Genomic DNA, 15083 nt, shown 5'->3' on the forward strand with positions numbered 1-15083 from the left:
TGTATGTATGTATGTATGTATGTATGTATGTATGTATGTATGTATGTATGTATGTATGTATGTATGTATGTATGTATGTATGTATGTAGTAACAAAACCTAAGTGTAAATATTAGTTAGGATAGTACGAAATGTTCTATATCTGTCGATGGAATGGAAATTGCTGTCTAGTAATAAAGTTGTGGATTGGTATGATATTTGGCTAAAAAAGAAAAGGAACTCTTCTAGTAGCTTTAAATGGTTTGCAAGAAGTTCTTATAATAGCATAGCTGATTCTTTAGAAACGTCATGGTGTTATTATCTATAGTTTGCAAACAAACATAGTTTTATGAGTAGCTGAAAAACGCCTACTCGTAATTTGAAAGTGTTTTGCGTAAGGGATAATAGTGGCATCCTTTTGTGATCTCCCATCCCGATTCTTGGGGATGGGAGATCGCAAAAGATATAACGGATAGCCCGACCCGAAGGGATACGCCCAAATGCTGAATAATCTGGAGTTTATTTTGATCTTCTAATATTTTGCTGCGCAATATCAGAATTAGACGCACAAATCGGCTAGAATCAGTTTATAGTTTTAAGTAATAAGCGTAAATATTTGGTGTAGCAATAAACCACATACATAGGCGCCATAAGTTCCTACTCCGTATCCTAAAACGGCTAGAAGTACTCCTACTGGAGCTAGGAAAGGACTGAATGCTGCTGCAACAATTGGAGCGGATGCTGCTCCTCCAATATTTGCCTGACTTCCTACCGCTACATAGAAAAACGGTGCTTTAATGATTTTGGCTACAATGATCATTACAATGATATGTGTAGTAATCCAAATGATTCCTACCAAGAATAGTAGAGGGTTATCAAATATAGCGCCTAGATTCATGTGAGTTCCTATCGTTGCGACTAAGATGTATAAAAATACAGTTCCTACTTTTGAGGCACCATAACTTTCGATTTGACGCACTTTAGTAAATGATAATGCGATACCTATTGTTGTAGTTATAATAACTAACCAAAAGAACTCATTAGTGAAAGAGTATTTTTCTAATTGGGGATAATTAACTTTAAAAAATGGCGCTATAATATCAGCTAACAAATGTCCTAGACCTGTAATACCAAAAGCAACCATTAAAACAACCATAAGGTTGTTAGTGGTTAGTGGTTGTCTCTTTCCAGCTTGTTCTTCCTCTAGTTGATTCTCAAGTGCTATAATTGGAGTATTATCCGCCTTCAGCCATTTGTCTATTCTATCTTTCTTTTGTGCTCCATAAAGAAGGAATCCCATCCATAAATTAGCCACTAATACATCTACAGCAATCATTTGTGCGAACATAGTTTTACTGGCGCCAAATACTTCTAGCATTGCTGTCTGATTTGCACCTCCTCCAATCCAACTTCCAGCGATTGTAGACAGACCTTTCCAGACTTCTTCTCCATCGGATAATGCTACCTCAGGAAAAAAACTACCTACGATATATAATGCTAATGGCCCACCAATTATAATTCCTACTGTTCCTGCTAAAAACATAATGACTGCTTTGCTTCCTAATCTTTTTAAAGCAACAAAATTAATACTCAATGTGAGTAATACTAAACTTGCTGGTAACAAATAACGCGAGGCAATCGTATATAAACTGGAAGTTTCACCAGATATAATATTGAAGGTGTTGAAAATTGCTGGAATAAAATAACATAATAATACAGATGGGACGACACTGTAAAATTTCTTAAAGAAAGGTTTCTCACTAGATGACGTGATGAATATCAAACCTAGTATTGTAAATAGTAGTCCTAAGACAACAGCATCGTTAGTTATTAAAGCGGCTGGTTTTTCGATCATAGTTGGTTTTCTGTTTATATGTTATTATAGTTGCGTTAGGAGGATTTTGCTAATCGCTGGTAAAGGCTAGCTTAGCTAGATTTGTCGGTTAATTTACTTATCGGCAAGTATAGTAGTTTTCTATTAAAAACCCATTAACATAGATTCTAAATTCGCTATAAGCTATTTTAGGAATGGTATTCAAAATAAGCACGCAATCTTTTGTTGCTTTTGAATAACGAATATAAGTTAAGTTTCCTGCCTAACTTGTCGTAGACAGAACAATTTTCCTTTTAAAAGGGTAATTACATCGCTTAAACATAGTAGTTAAATGAAAATTAAGCTATAAGTGCTGCTTCTCAGTTAAAACAAAGCTTCTTTGTATTGCCAAACCAAGGAAATGAAAAATCCTAAAAAAAGTAGACAAACTAAGAATTGTATAAAGGTAGAGGCTAAAAATCCTATAAAAGATCCAGTAGCGGCTTTAATTGCACGGCTATGATTTTTAGAATCAAAAAAGAGCTCTCCTACGAAAGCGCCTAAAAAAGGACCTATTAAAAAACCAAACGGAATTGGTGTAAGAATACCAATAATCAGTCCAATGTTTGTTCCCCAAATCCCATATTTACTTCCCCCAAAATATTTTGTTCCTTTTGCAGGAATCACATAATCTAATACCGAAATGATGATTGTTATTGATAACGTAATTCCTAAAATCCAATAGTTTGCTGGGATAGCATTTGTCAGATAAAGCAATGCAATTCCGGCCCAACTTATTCCAGGTCCCGGTAAAACAGGTAGCAAGCTGCCGAGGATGCCTATGAGTATGCAAATGAAACCAATGCTTAAAAGTAATACATCCATAAAATTATTTTCAGTAATTTTGAAAAATATAAAAGTACCATTATTCTTCAAAAGTAATTTTGTAAAATGACAGCGTTTTTCTGAGAGCTACTAATATTAGTAACTTTAGAAAGAATGTCAAAAATAATAATTGTATTTTTATACACTATAAGTCTAATTCAAAAACCAGACATTGAAGCAATATTACTTTTTTATAGTATTTTTACTTTTTAATTCCTGCCAATACTTCGAAAAGCAAGTCCCTTCACAAAAGGAATTGTTGCAAAAAGAGTTGAAAGCGATCAATTGGAAAGAAGTAGACGAATACCCATCTTTTGTGGATTGCGATAAGGTAGAAAACAAAACAGAGCGTCAGCAGTGCTTTTTTCAGTACCTGACTGAACTGATACAAGATAAATTGAGCAGTGATACACTTTCGATACTCTATCCTGAATTAGATACTATAGAGGTGAAAGTTACTATCTTTCCCAATGCAAAAATGAAATTTGAACCTCAATTTCCAAAGGATTCAGTCGCTTATGACACTATTAAAATTGATAGTATTTTGACTGCAAGGTTGGTTGATTTCCCAAAGGTGAATCCTGCAATCAAAAGAGGGATTCCTGTAAAAACACAATTTATACTTCCGGTTATTCTTAAAGTAGAGTGATTTTTTAAAGCTATTTCCTGCTATACATTGCAATCTTTTATGCTGAACAACAACATAAAAGGATTTTTATTTCTATCAGGGCTAGGGCTCTGTGATTAGAATTAACTTTTCGATTATAGATCAATTAATTACTTGTTTGTGCTTTTAAGTGTCCTTGTTTTATGGTAAATAGCAAGTATGAATAGTACTATGCTTGATGCTAAGCCCAGATATTTCAATGTCTGCTCTTCCTCAAGAGTTGTTATTGAAATTATTAAAAGAAGTGATCCAATTGCAATTAAACCAGTTCCTTTTTTCTTTTTTAAATTATCGTTTTTCATTTTTACTGGTTCTAATTATTCATTGTATTAGTATGAAAAAATTAAAAATGTTACAATCTAAATTTCCTCCCTTTCCATTCGTATTTTCCAAATAATGAATAGAAAGCTACGCAAACGCTAAAAAAGGGGTAGAGTAGGCTGCTCAAAATGAGGTAGCGGTTTTTTTGTCCCAAAAAAGTATTGGTTTTAAATATAAAAAGAGCATCTACTGTAAACTTGAGTAGTGATAAAATGATTACAAGTTCAATGGGTATTATCCTAAATATCCAGAACCCGACAGCCAATATCCAACATAAGTTCCCCATTAAAACCGCAACACCTAGAAATTTCCCGAAACTACTTTGATAAGAAGTCGTTTTAGAAGCCCAACGTACCCTTTGATAAAACAAAGATTTCCAGTCATTCAAAGGTTTACTAGTAACTATATTGTTTTTTGATTTTAAATAGTGGACTTGCTCACGGAATCTTAAAATCGCTTTTTGCAATAAAAACACATCATCACCACTAGCTATATTATCGTTACCGTCAAAGCCATTCAGTTCTTGAAAAAGTGTTTTGGTGTAGGCTAAGTTGGCGCCATTACACATAAAACCTTTTCTGATTCCAAAACTACCGATGGTTGCGCCTTGCAGGCTTGCCAAATCCAGTTGCTGGAATTGGTGTAGGAATGAATTACTGCAATCGTAAGTTACCGCGCCAGCAATCATCGCAACTTCATGTTCATGACTCTGGATGTAATTATCGATGGTTAATAACCAGTTAGCGTTGACCAGGCAATCGGCATCCGTAGTGATAACCCAATCCGTATTTACAACATTCATGGCGGATACAATCGCATCTTTTTTTGGTGAGTTTGTAAGTCTGGTGTTGTCAATAATGCGAACTTTAAACTTTAAACTTTGAACTTTGAACTTTTCTTTTGATTCATCATCAACCAGGATCACATTAATCAGTTCCATGGGATAATTCAATTTCGAAAAGCTATCCAATAAAATGGGTAGATTTTCGGCTTCATTTCGGAATGGGACAATAATGCTAAATTGGGTTTTGGGTTGCAGATCGATTGATTCAAAATTTTTTATTTTGGAAAAACCAAGAATTAAGAAACCGATAACAAAGAAATATATTGACGATATTATAATTAAAAAAAGCATCATGCGATTTTTTCCGTTTTAAAATTCAAAACATAATAACTTCCTATTACTACTGGCAGTACAACATTTAAAAACCACATTAGTGTCGATACAAAAATGACGATCCATTCGTTTACGCCCAAAATTCCAAAGAAAAATATGGCAACACTTCCTTTTACAGCAAAGTCTAAAAACTGAAAAGTGGGCAAAGAGGAAGCTAAAAAGTAAACACTAGTCACGGCTGCCATCAGTGTAAAGTAAGGCAAATCGACATCGAAAGCGAGAAACAAAAAATAATATTGATGCGAAAAAACGAGATAACGACAAATTCCTAAAAGGATGTTTTTTTGATGTATTCGTTTAGGGACTTCGTTGATTTTGTGAATCAATTTTTCGATAGAGTAGCCTTTGATTGCGATTTTTTTCAACGAAAACAAGAGGACGAAAGTAAAGATTAGTATTCCAAAAAGGATAGCGACCGTTTTGCTGGTAATGACATTATATTTAGCATTAAAATACAACAAGCCAAATATCCCAATGAGTACAGTTAGCACCATTTGGATTCCGTTGCAAATCAGGTTTAAGAAAATGACCTGTTTGGTTTCGTTCTTTTCATAATACAATGCTTTTCCTGCGTATTCGCCTACTCCGTTTGGTGTAAAAATCCCCGCGGTCAGTGCCGCCAAAACTTGCTTTGTGGCTTCAGAGACAGAAATAGGTTTTATGTATGAAGCTAGATTATGCCATTTTAAAATTTCAAAATAGCGATTCAAAACACTCAATAATAAGATGAAACTTATTCCCACTACTGACTGGTTTTTTTTGAATTTGGCCATAAACTGTACCCAGTCGAGTTTGTCATTATTTGCCAACTGATCGTAGATGAAATAAAATGCGCCAGCCACAATCAAAACTTTGATTATAAGAACGAGGAATTGTTTAGTTTTGTGAGGAATTGAAATCATGAGTGCAAAGAAACAAAACTTTAAACTTTGAACTTTAAACTTTAAACTAAAACTTTTGGCAAACGAACGCATCATCTTAGGAATTGACCCAGGAACCACGATAATGGGTTTCGGTTTAATACGTGTTATCAATAAAAAAATGGAATTTATTCAATTGAACGAATTGCAGTTGAATAAAATGGATGACCATTATATGAAACTAAAACGAATTTTTGAACGTACCATTGAGTTAATTGACACGCATCATCCAGACGAAATTGCGATTGAAGCTCCTTTCTTTGGTAAAAACGTACAATCTATGTTGAAGTTGGGTCGTGCCCAAGGAGTTGCCATGGCAGCAGGACTTTCGAGAGATATTCCTATCACCGAATACGAACCCAAAAAAATAAAAATGGCCATTACCGGAAACGGAAATGCCAGTAAGGAGCAAGTAGCCAAAATGCTACAGCAATTATTAGGACTGAAAGAACTCCCTAAAAATCTAGATAGTACTGATGGACTTGCAGCTGCAGTTTGTCACTTTTTCAATTCAGGAAAAGTAGTTGGGACAAAAAGCTATACCGGTTGGGATGCTTTTGTAAAAGAAAATGACGCAAGAGTTAAAAAGTAGTGTTCAGTAAATTTTCGAATATTTAAGAAAACTGATCACTTCCTCTAGACGGATTACTAAAAAACGGAACACTGAATACTACAAAATGAGCGGCATTTACATACACATACCCTTCTGCAAGCAAGCTTGTCATTACTGCGATTTTCATTTTTCGACTTCTATGAAAAAGAAAGACGAGATGGTCTTAGCTTTGGCCAAAGAAATTCGCTTACGCAAAAGTGAATCTGACAACGAGCAAGTGGAAACGATTTATTTTGGAGGAGGAACGCCAAGCGTACTGACTTCTGAAGAAATAGACTTTTTGATTGCGGCAGTTTATGAAAATTATAGTGTTGCAGAAAACCCAGAAATCACACTCGAAGCCAATCCTGATGACTTATCGAGTGAACGGATCTTGGAATTGTCGAAAAGTAAAATAAATAGATTGAGCATCGGAATTCAGTCTTTTTTTGAAGATGATTTACGAATGATGAACAGGGCGCACAATTCAGAGGAAGCGCAGAAATGTTTGCAAGAAGCGACTCGATATTTTGATAATATTTCGATTGATTTGATTTACGGAGTTCCAGGAATGAGTAATGAGAAATGGAAGCAAAATATAGAAAGAGCCTTGTCTTTCGGAATTCCGCATGTTTCTAGTTATGCTTTGACGGTCGAGCCCAAAACAGCGTTGAAGAAATTAATTGACACTGGAAAAATAGCGGAACCAAATGACGAAGTAGCGCAAGAACATTTTGTGATTCTGGTGGATACGCTGGAAGCAAATGGCTTTATTCATTACGAACTCTCCAATTTTGGTAAGGAGAACTATTTTTCAAAGAACAATTCGGCTTATTGGCTAGGAAAAAAATATATTGGAATTGGACCCTCGGCACACAGTTATGATGGGGTTTCTCGCTCTTGGAATATTGCTAACAATCCATTATATATCAAGTCAATTGATGCGGATAAACTACCAAATGAGATTGAAATTTTATCGGTTTCAGACCGTTACAATGAATATATTATGACAGGGTTGCGCACGATTTGGGGAGTTTCTTTAGATAGAATTGAGTCGGAATTTGGTAAAAGCTATTTGGATTATTTAAAGAAACAGGCACGGAAATACTTGAATGACGATTTGCTTTCAATAGAAAACGCTATTTTAAAACCAACTAAAAAAGGAAAGTTTTTGACAGATGGAATTGCATCGGATTTATTTTACTTAAATTTGGAATAGTCTTAACCGCAACTAACACAAAATAAGCATAAAGCTTTGCGGTCTTTGCGTAAAACTAAGTGGCCCTTGCGGTAAAATAAAACTATGAAAACTACAATTCAACATAACAATACTACAATTCAAGTTGATTTATCAAAACCCATTGACATTTCGATTCCATTATCAAATACGGAGGATAACCCAATCGCTTGGTATGTTGAAAAACCGGTTATTGAACCCGTTCGTTTTGGAGAATGGGTTGGCAAAGTGTCTTTAGGAATGTCTTCCACTAATTTTAACAACATTCAATTCAACCCACACGGTCACGGAACGCATACGGAATGTTTGGGGCATATTACCCATGATTTTTATAGTGTGAACCAAGCCTTGAAACAGTTTTTCTTTACTGCAGAATTAGTTTCAGTGGAACTGGAAGACCAAGAATATGACTTTGTAATTACCAAGGAGGCGGTAGAGCACGCTTTAAATGGCAAAAGACCTGAAGCAATCGTCATTAGGACCTTGCCAAATGATGCCGATAAAGTCTCTAGAAAATATTCCCATACTGATCCGCCGTTCCTAGCTGAAGATGCTGCGTTATTTCTTCGCGAAAGCGGAATACAACATTTACTGATTGACTTGCCAAGTGTAGATAAGGAAAAAGACGAAGGAAAACTATTGGCACACAAAGCTTTTTGGAACGTTACCGATGTAAAAAATTTAAATGCAGATGCCAGATTAGATTGTACGATTACTGAAATGATCTTCGTTTCTGACGAGGTAAAAGACGGAAGTTATTTGTTGAACTTACAAATTGCCTCTTTTGAAAATGATGCTAGCCCAAGTAAACCTGTACTTTATTCTGTTTTAGAGGTTGAATAATTAATTATAATTCAACATTTAAACTTATTTTAAAAGATGAATCTAGAAATTTTTTATGATTATTGCCTATCTAAAAAAGGAGTAACTGAGCATTTTCCTTTTGACGATGATACTCTGGTTTTTAAAGTGGGCGGAAAAATGTTTGCTTTATCATCATTAAGTCAATGGGAAAAAGCAGAACCTGCAGTGAATTTGAAATGTGATCCAGAACGCGCACAGGAATTGCGGGCCCAATATGAGGACATAAAACCAGGCTGGCATATGAGTAAAGTACATTGGAATACCGTTTCTATAAATAAGGAAGTTGCAGACACGCTCGTAAAAGAATTGATTGACCATTCCTATAGTTTGATTTTTAGCAGCTTATCTAAGAAGGTGAAAAGCGAAATGAAATAGACCCTTGAATCATTTTATCGATAGTATTTTACCATTCAGCGACACTAAATAAGGTGTTGGTCGAAAAACAGCAATAATTTACATTGACTAATGCTATATTTATGTTTACTAAAAAAACAAAAATGAATAAGTCTCTAAATATTCTTTTAATCGAGGACGATGCTATTGAGGTAATGAAATTCAATCGGGTTTTAAGTTCTCTTAATTTAAAACATAGAATTACCGAAGCTAGTAATGGTGAAGAGGCTATAGCGGTTTTAAAAGTTAAAGAAATAATTCCGGATATTATTATACTAGATTTAAACATGCCTAAAATTAGCGGTATAGAATTTTTGGGGATACTTAAAAGCGATGCTTCTTTAAAGTATATACCAGCTATAATTTTGACTACATCAAATAATCATAAAGATGTTATGGAATGTTATAGATTAGGCATAGCAGGTTACGTCTTAAAACCACTAAAATACAAGGACTATGTTGATAGGATCAAAAGTACCGTTGATTACTGGAGCTGTAACGAATTAATTTCTCAATAAAATTATGTACGGGATCGTAAATAAAGCAATAGAAAGTTTAGTAGTAGCTAATTTTGGTGAAGATAAATGGGAATCTATTAAACTAAGAAGTGGTATTGATATTGAGTTTTTTATAAGCACAGAGCCATATGATGATGATATTACCTTTAAATTAGCGACAGCCGTTGCCGAAGAAATGGATATGACAGTAAGTGATGTTCTGATCGCTTTTGGAGAATGGTGGGTAGTAAAAACTACTAAAGAAAAGTATGGAAGTCTTATGAAAGCGGGAGGGGATAATTTAAAAGATTTTTTAATTAATCTTCCTTTATTTCATAATCGTATTATGCTAATTTATCCTAAGCTTACTCCTCCTGAGTTCAAGGTTACAGAAGTAATGGAAAACAGTATTAATTTGCATTATTATTCCAAACGAAAAGGCCTTCAGGAGTTTGTAAGAGGGTTGATTCAAGGATTAGGAATCATGTATAGTACACCTGTTAAAATCAATTTAGTCCAATCTAGAATACAGGGCAGTTCGCATGAGATTTTTAATATTAGCTGGTAAAATATGGAAAAGATAGAATTTAATTTTGACTACAGTAGCTTCAATAAGCTATTTCCATTTTACATTCTAATTGATGTTAATTTTCAAATTAAGAGTTATGGGATCAGTTTAAGTAAAATGTTCCCTGCTGTCAAAGAAAACAAGAGTTTTTTCTCTATTTTTAATATAGAAAGGCCTAGAATTCAAGAATGTACTTTTGAAAACATAAAGTCACTTTATGGGCAAATGGTCTTTTTAAAAAGTGAAGCTAATGAAATTATACTTAGGGGGCAGTTTCAAGAACTAAAAGGGGATTTCTTATTTTTAGGATCTCCATGGTTTACCAGTATGGAAGAAGTAGCGCAAAATAAATTAACATTTAGTGATTTTGCGAATCACGATCCTTTACTAGACATGCTGCATGTTTTAAAGTCACAAGAAATTGTTGCGGAAGAATTGAATGAATTACTTGTTACGATAAACGAACAGAAAAATAAATTAAAAACAGACCAAGAAGAACTTAATAGACTTTCCTTAGTGGCTAGTGCTAATCAAAATGGAGTTGTTTTTACCGATCGTAAGGGTGTAATATTCTGGTGTAATGACGCTTATTCTAAACTTACTGGATTTTCTAGAGAAGAAGTAATTGGGAGTACTCCTATTCAGATAGGTAAATGCGATGAAACAACTGCAGAGGAATTAAAAAAAATGACAATTCCTTTTATGAATGGTGATCCCTTTGATGTTGAACATCTTCATCGTCGAAAAGGAGGAGGCGGTTTTTGGGTCAAAACAAAGGGGCAGCCTATTTTTAATTCAGATGGTGAGTTAGTCCAATATTTTGCAATGATAGAGGACATAAGCAGTAAAAAGCATTCTGATTATAACTTAAAAGAGTCAGAAGCGAGGTTGTCTTCTCTGATAATGAACTTACAAACAGGAATACTCTTAGAAGATGAAAAAAGACAAATTTTATTGGCGAATAAGAAATTCTGTGCCATGTTTGATTCTGATGTCGATCCAGAGGAACTATTAGGTAAAGACTTTTCTAATACAATCGAAGATTCAAAGCATTTTTTTAAGGATCCAGACGCCTACGTAGAGGGTCTTAGTAAAATATTTCGAGAGAAACTTCCGGTTTATGATGAGGAAATTGAACTTGTCGATGGTAAGATTTATGAGCGAAGTTATATTCCCATTTTTAGAGATGGTATTTATAAAGGAAATCTGAGATCATATGTAGATATCACAGTTAAGAAAAAACACGAGCAAATATTACAAGCCGAAAAAGAAAAATACAGTAGTATTATTGCTAATATGAATTTAGGTTTGCTTGAAGTGGATTTAAATGATGTAGTTACTATGGCTAATCAGAGTTTTTGCGACATTAGTGGCTATAATTTAGATGAAGTAATAGGCCATAAATCAGCTAGTTTACTATTGTCTGCAGAAGAAGAAAAAGTAGTAAAAGCTAAAAGTGATAGTAGAATAGAAGGTGTTTCTGATTCGTATGAAATAAAAGTTAATACTAAGAAAGGCGAAAAAAGACATTGGTTAATTAGTGGTGCTCCAAACTATAATTTAAACGGTGAAGTGATTGGTTCAATAGGAATCAACCTTGATATAACCGGACAAAAACAACAGGAAGAGCAATTGTATTTACTATCACTCATAGCGGATAAGAACATCAACTCAGTGATCATCTCAGATAAGGAAGGAAGAATGGAATGGGTTAATACCAGTTTCTTGGAAATGACGGGCTATTCTATGGATGAATTAATAGGTAAAAAACCGGGAAATTTGCTACAAGGGGAAGAATCTAGTTTAGAAACAGCAAACTACTTAAAAGAGCGTATAAAGGCAGGAGAACCATTTAACTGTGAAATTATCAATTATTCAAAATCAGGAGAAAAATATTGGGTTAGAATTCAAGGTCAGGCACTGAGAAATAAAAAAGGAGAAATTATACGATTCTTTGCTATTGAAGAAAATATTACGAAAAAGAAACTTCTCGAAAAGCAAAAAGAAGAGCTAGTGTTTAAATTAGAAAAGCAAAACGAGCAGTTAAATGATTATGCAAAAATTGTTTCCCATGATTTAAAATCACCTTTAAGAAGTATTCACTCTTTGATTACTTGGATAAAAGAAGATAATTCAAAAAAGTTCAATAGTGAAACAGAGAAATATTTTAATTTGATTCAAAATAAAGTTGAAAAAATGGACTATTTGATTGATGGCGTTTTAACCTATTCTAAAATTGATAGCGAAGAAATCCAGATAGAAAAAGTAGATGTAAATGAACTTGTTTTAAATATTATAAATATAATACATATACCCAATCATATTACGGTTACGATAAACAATCATTTACCAATTATAAGTGGTGATAGATTCAGGATGCAGCAATTATTTCAAAACATTATCAGTAATGCGGTTAACTATATTGATAAAGAGGTGGGGCTGGTAGAAGTTGATTATAAAGAAACTGCTGATCATTATATTTTTAGCATTAAGGATAATGGAGTAGGTATTGATGAAAAACACTATTTAAAGGTATTCAATACCTTTCAATCTTATACGGACAGTGCACATTCAACAGGTTTAGGCTTGTCAATAGTGAAAAAGATTGTGCAAAAATACAAAGGGGAAATATGGCTCGAGAGTAAATTAGGAAAAGGATCTACTTTTTTTATTAAACTAAATAAATAAAATGAAAGTAATTCAAGCATTTAGACAAGCGGATAAAAGTTGGAAATACCGCCAAGAAAAGGAAGTTTTAAAGAATCCATTAGTTTTGGTTTTTGGAAATCGTTTTCTGCTCGAAGATAAAAAAGTTTTAGAGGACATTCGCAATGAATTCCCCTATGAGCACATAGTGTTTGGGTCAACTTCAGGCGAAATAATTTGTTGTAATGTTTTTGAGAACAGTATCACCGTGACAGCCATTGAATTTGAAAAAAGCTCCTTTGTAGTAGAAGCAGAAAGCATTTTTAAATATGAAAAAAATGCTGAACAATTAGGTGAAGATCTTCATAAAAAAATACCAAAAGAAAATTTAAAACACTTATTTGTATTATCTGAGGGGAGTTTCGTCAATGGAAGTGCATTAATAAACGGTTTGGAAAGCAATAGTGAATTAAAAACTTCGATGACGGGAGGGATGTGCGGTGATGATGCCCGTTTTGAAAAAACATTGGCTTCCTATAAAGACGACCCAAAAGAAGGCGAGGTAGTTCTTATTGGTTTTTATGGAGACACTCTAGAAATTTCGTATGCAAGTTATGGCGGGTGGATGCCGTTTGGCCCAGAAAGAATAATCACAAAGTCAAATGCGAATATTCTATATGAAATTGATCAAAAACCAGCGCTGGATTTATATAAAAATTATTTAGGTGACAAAGCGAGTCAATTACCGCAAGCTTCTTTATTTTACCCGTTGAATGTAACTCCTGAGGGTAAGCTTAAACCAGTAGTCAGGACAATATTAGGTATAGATGACGTCAATAAATCAGTGATTTTGGCAGGAGATGTTCCAATGAATTCTGTAGTGCAGTTAATGATGGCCTCAGTTGACGGAATTGTTTCTGGAGCAAGAAAAGCAGCGAAATTTGCTATGAAAGATCGAGAAAATCAACCGCAACTGGCTTTGTTAGTAAGCTGTGTGGGAAGAAAGTTAGTGATGGGCCAAAGAGTAGAGGAGGAAATTGAGCAAGTTCAGGAAATAGTAGGGAAAGATATCGCAATCTGTGGTTTTTATTCTTACGGTGAGATGGCTCCTTTTAATGGCGAAACAGCATGTGACCTCCATAATCAGACGATGACATTAACTTTAATAAGCGAGTAATGAATTCACTGCTAAAAAGACAATTAAAAAAGTATTTGGAGAAAGGAGATGATATTAATAATGAGTCATTACTAAAAGCAGTAAGTGAATCGTATGATAATTACGAAGATCAAATTGCCATGTTAGGGAGAGCTATGAAAATAAGTTCAGATGAATTGTTTCAGGCTAACAAACAATTAAGGGAGGAGGCTATAAGTTTAAAGGATATAAATACAAATTTAAAAGCTATTTTAAGTTCGATGAACTTAGAACTTGAAAATGGCTCGGACAGCAAGGACTTTAATCTTTTAGAATATATTAAAAAACAATCTTTGGAGATTGTAAAAATGAACAAGCAACGGGAAAAATTACTTCAAAATCTAGAACAACAGAACCAATCTTTGAATGAGTATGCCCATATGGTTTCACATGACCTTAAGGCTCCTTTGAGAAGTATTGATGCACTCATTAATTGGTTTATTGTAGATAATAGAGATAAACTAAATGAGAATAATAAAGAGTCATTAGATCTAATTCTTATGAATGTTGAGAAAATGGATTTATTAATTACAGGTATTTTAAGCTATTCTTCAATTGATAAAGAAAAAACTGAAAATCGAGTTGTTGATTTAAATGTATTGTTAAAAGAAACGATCAATGCATTAGTTTTTCCTGATCATGTTAGCATTGTAATTAATGAAAACATGCCTAAAGTTCTTGGCAATAATTTTAGATTTAAACAGTTATTCCAAAATTTAATTCATAATGCGATTAATTTTAGTGATAAGGAACAAAGTCTTATTGAGGTTGATTTTACTGAAAAACCAAATGAATACGAGTTTAGAATTAAAGACAATGGCATTGGAATTCCAAAAAAATACCACGATCAAATTTTTATAATATTCAATAAGTTAGAAAATAATACTAAATCAACAGGGATAGGGCTGTCAATTGCTAAAAAAATAGTTGAATCATATGGCGGAAGAATTTGGGTAGAGAGTAAAGAAGGATTAGGAAGTGTTTTTTATTTTACAATATCAAGAGATCATGGAGCAACCAAATATTAATTACATCAACGAGTTATCAGGTGATAACTTAGCATTCAAAAATAAAATGCTTGCTATTCTTAAAAGAGAATTGCCTGAGGAAATAGCAATATATAAGGAGCAGATGCGAAGAAAAGATTTTGTGATTGCTGCGCAATCAGTTCATAAGCTAAAACATAAAATATCTATTCTAGGTTTAGAAAAAAGTTATTATATTGCTGAGGAATATGAGGATGATTTAAAAAACAGCAATATTGACTTGCAATTATCTTTTGAAGATATTTTAAAATTGTTAAATCAGTTTGTTATAGAAATATAAAAAT

17 protein-coding genes are annotated in these 15083 nt (G+C 33.6%); 11 read left to right on the forward strand and 6 right to left on the reverse strand.

From position 1 onward, the window contains the following. Positions 1–573: 573 nt before the first annotated feature. Both HJ01_RS04610 and HJ01_RS04615 read right to left on the reverse strand, forming a co-directional pair. Positions 574–1833: a DUF819 domain-containing protein gene (locus HJ01_RS04610; protein WP_007137145.1), complete on the reverse strand. Its 1260-nt coding sequence runs from the start codon at positions 1831–1833 to the stop codon at positions 574–576. A 342-nt stretch (positions 1834–2175) separates the two neighbouring features. Continuing rightward, positions 2176–2676, reverse strand: coding sequence for a DUF456 domain-containing protein (locus HJ01_RS04615; RefSeq protein WP_007137147.1), 501 nt, complete (start codon positions 2674–2676; stop codon positions 2176–2178). Between the two features lie 172 nt (positions 2677–2848). Between HJ01_RS04615 and HJ01_RS04620 the strand changes: the two genes are divergently transcribed. Further along, positions 2849–3325 (forward strand): hypothetical protein, encoded by a 477-nt coding sequence (locus tag HJ01_RS04620; RefSeq protein ID WP_007137148.1) that lies wholly within the window; start codon positions 2849–2851, stop codon positions 3323–3325. A gap of 128 nt (positions 3326–3453) precedes the next feature. Here the strand turns inward: HJ01_RS04620 and HJ01_RS04625 are convergent, their stop codons facing one another. From HJ01_RS04625 to HJ01_RS04635, 3 genes are read right to left on the reverse strand one after another with little or no spacing between them, the layout of a single operon-like run. Further along, positions 3454–3645, reverse strand: coding sequence for a hypothetical protein (locus tag HJ01_RS04625; protein ID WP_007137149.1), 192 nt, complete (start codon positions 3643–3645; stop codon positions 3454–3456). Between the two features lie 50 nt (positions 3646–3695). Then, positions 3696–4802, reverse strand: coding sequence for a glycosyltransferase family 2 protein (locus HJ01_RS04630; protein WP_007137150.1), 1107 nt, complete (start codon positions 4800–4802; stop codon positions 3696–3698). Further along, positions 4799–5743: a lysylphosphatidylglycerol synthase domain-containing protein gene (locus tag HJ01_RS04635; protein ID WP_040473699.1), complete on the reverse strand. Its 945-nt coding sequence runs from the start codon at positions 5741–5743 to the stop codon at positions 4799–4801. The genes HJ01_RS04630 and HJ01_RS04635 overlap by 4 nt, the downstream gene beginning before the upstream one ends. 55 nt (positions 5744–5798) lie before the next feature. Between HJ01_RS04635 and ruvC the strand changes: the two genes are divergently transcribed. After that, positions 5799–6353: a crossover junction endodeoxyribonuclease RuvC gene (gene ruvC, locus HJ01_RS04640; protein WP_007137152.1), complete on the forward strand. Its 555-nt coding sequence runs from the start codon at positions 5799–5801 to the stop codon at positions 6351–6353. Positions 6354–6375: 22 nt separating this feature from the next. On the opposite strand, the gene HJ01_RS17955 is transcribed toward ruvC, so the two are convergent. Further along, positions 6376–6501: a hypothetical protein gene (locus HJ01_RS17955; RefSeq protein WP_007137153.1), complete on the reverse strand. Its 126-nt coding sequence runs from the start codon at positions 6499–6501 to the stop codon at positions 6376–6378. Between HJ01_RS17955 and hemW the strand changes: the two genes are divergently transcribed. The 9 genes from hemW (at position 6439) to HJ01_RS04685 (ending at position 15079) form a co-directional block, all read left to right on the forward strand. Beyond that, positions 6439–7572, forward strand: coding sequence for a radical SAM family heme chaperone HemW (hemW, locus tag HJ01_RS04645; protein WP_040473700.1), 1134 nt, complete (start codon positions 6439–6441; stop codon positions 7570–7572). The genes HJ01_RS17955 and hemW overlap by 63 nt on opposite strands. A gap of 84 nt (positions 7573–7656) precedes the next feature. Further along, positions 7657–8433: a cyclase family protein gene (locus HJ01_RS04650; protein ID WP_007137155.1), complete on the forward strand. Its 777-nt coding sequence runs from the start codon at positions 7657–7659 to the stop codon at positions 8431–8433. Between the two features lie 36 nt (positions 8434–8469). Then, complete coding sequence (locus HJ01_RS04655; RefSeq protein WP_007137156.1) at positions 8470–8829, forward strand: MmcQ/YjbR family DNA-binding protein; 360 nt, start codon at positions 8470–8472, stop codon at positions 8827–8829. A gap of 122 nt (positions 8830–8951) precedes the next feature. Then, positions 8952–9365, forward strand: a complete 414-nt coding sequence (locus tag HJ01_RS04660; protein WP_040473711.1) for a response regulator — start codon at positions 8952–8954, stop codon at positions 9363–9365. A gap of 4 nt (positions 9366–9369) precedes the next feature. Further along, positions 9370–9912: a heme NO-binding domain-containing protein gene (locus HJ01_RS04665; RefSeq protein ID WP_007137158.1), complete on the forward strand. Its 543-nt coding sequence runs from the start codon at positions 9370–9372 to the stop codon at positions 9910–9912. 3 nt (positions 9913–9915) lie between these two features. After that, positions 9916–12600 carry a PAS domain S-box protein gene (locus HJ01_RS04670; RefSeq protein ID WP_007137159.1) on the forward strand — a complete coding sequence of 895 codons (2685 nt, stop codon included), beginning with the start codon at positions 9916–9918 and terminating at the stop codon, positions 12598–12600. Between the two features lies 1 nt (position 12601). Further along, positions 12602–13735, forward strand: a complete 1134-nt coding sequence (locus tag HJ01_RS04675; protein ID WP_007137160.1) for an FIST signal transduction protein — start codon at positions 12602–12604, stop codon at positions 13733–13735. Then, on the forward strand, positions 13735–14781 hold the full coding sequence (locus HJ01_RS04680) for a sensor histidine kinase (RefSeq protein ID WP_007137161.1): 1047 nt from the start codon (positions 13735–13737) through the stop codon (positions 14779–14781). The genes HJ01_RS04675 and HJ01_RS04680 overlap by 1 nt, the downstream gene beginning before the upstream one ends. After that, positions 14762–15079 (forward strand): Hpt domain-containing protein, encoded by a 318-nt coding sequence (locus HJ01_RS04685; protein WP_040473701.1) that lies wholly within the window; start codon positions 14762–14764, stop codon positions 15077–15079. Before HJ01_RS04680 ends, HJ01_RS04685 begins: the two co-directional genes overlap by 20 nt. Positions 15080–15083 lie beyond the last annotated feature (4 nt).

This window comes from Flavobacterium frigoris PS1 (assembly GCF_000252125.1).
GTDB classification, from domain to species: domain Bacteria; phylum Bacteroidota; class Bacteroidia; order Flavobacteriales; family Flavobacteriaceae; genus Flavobacterium; species Flavobacterium frigoris_A.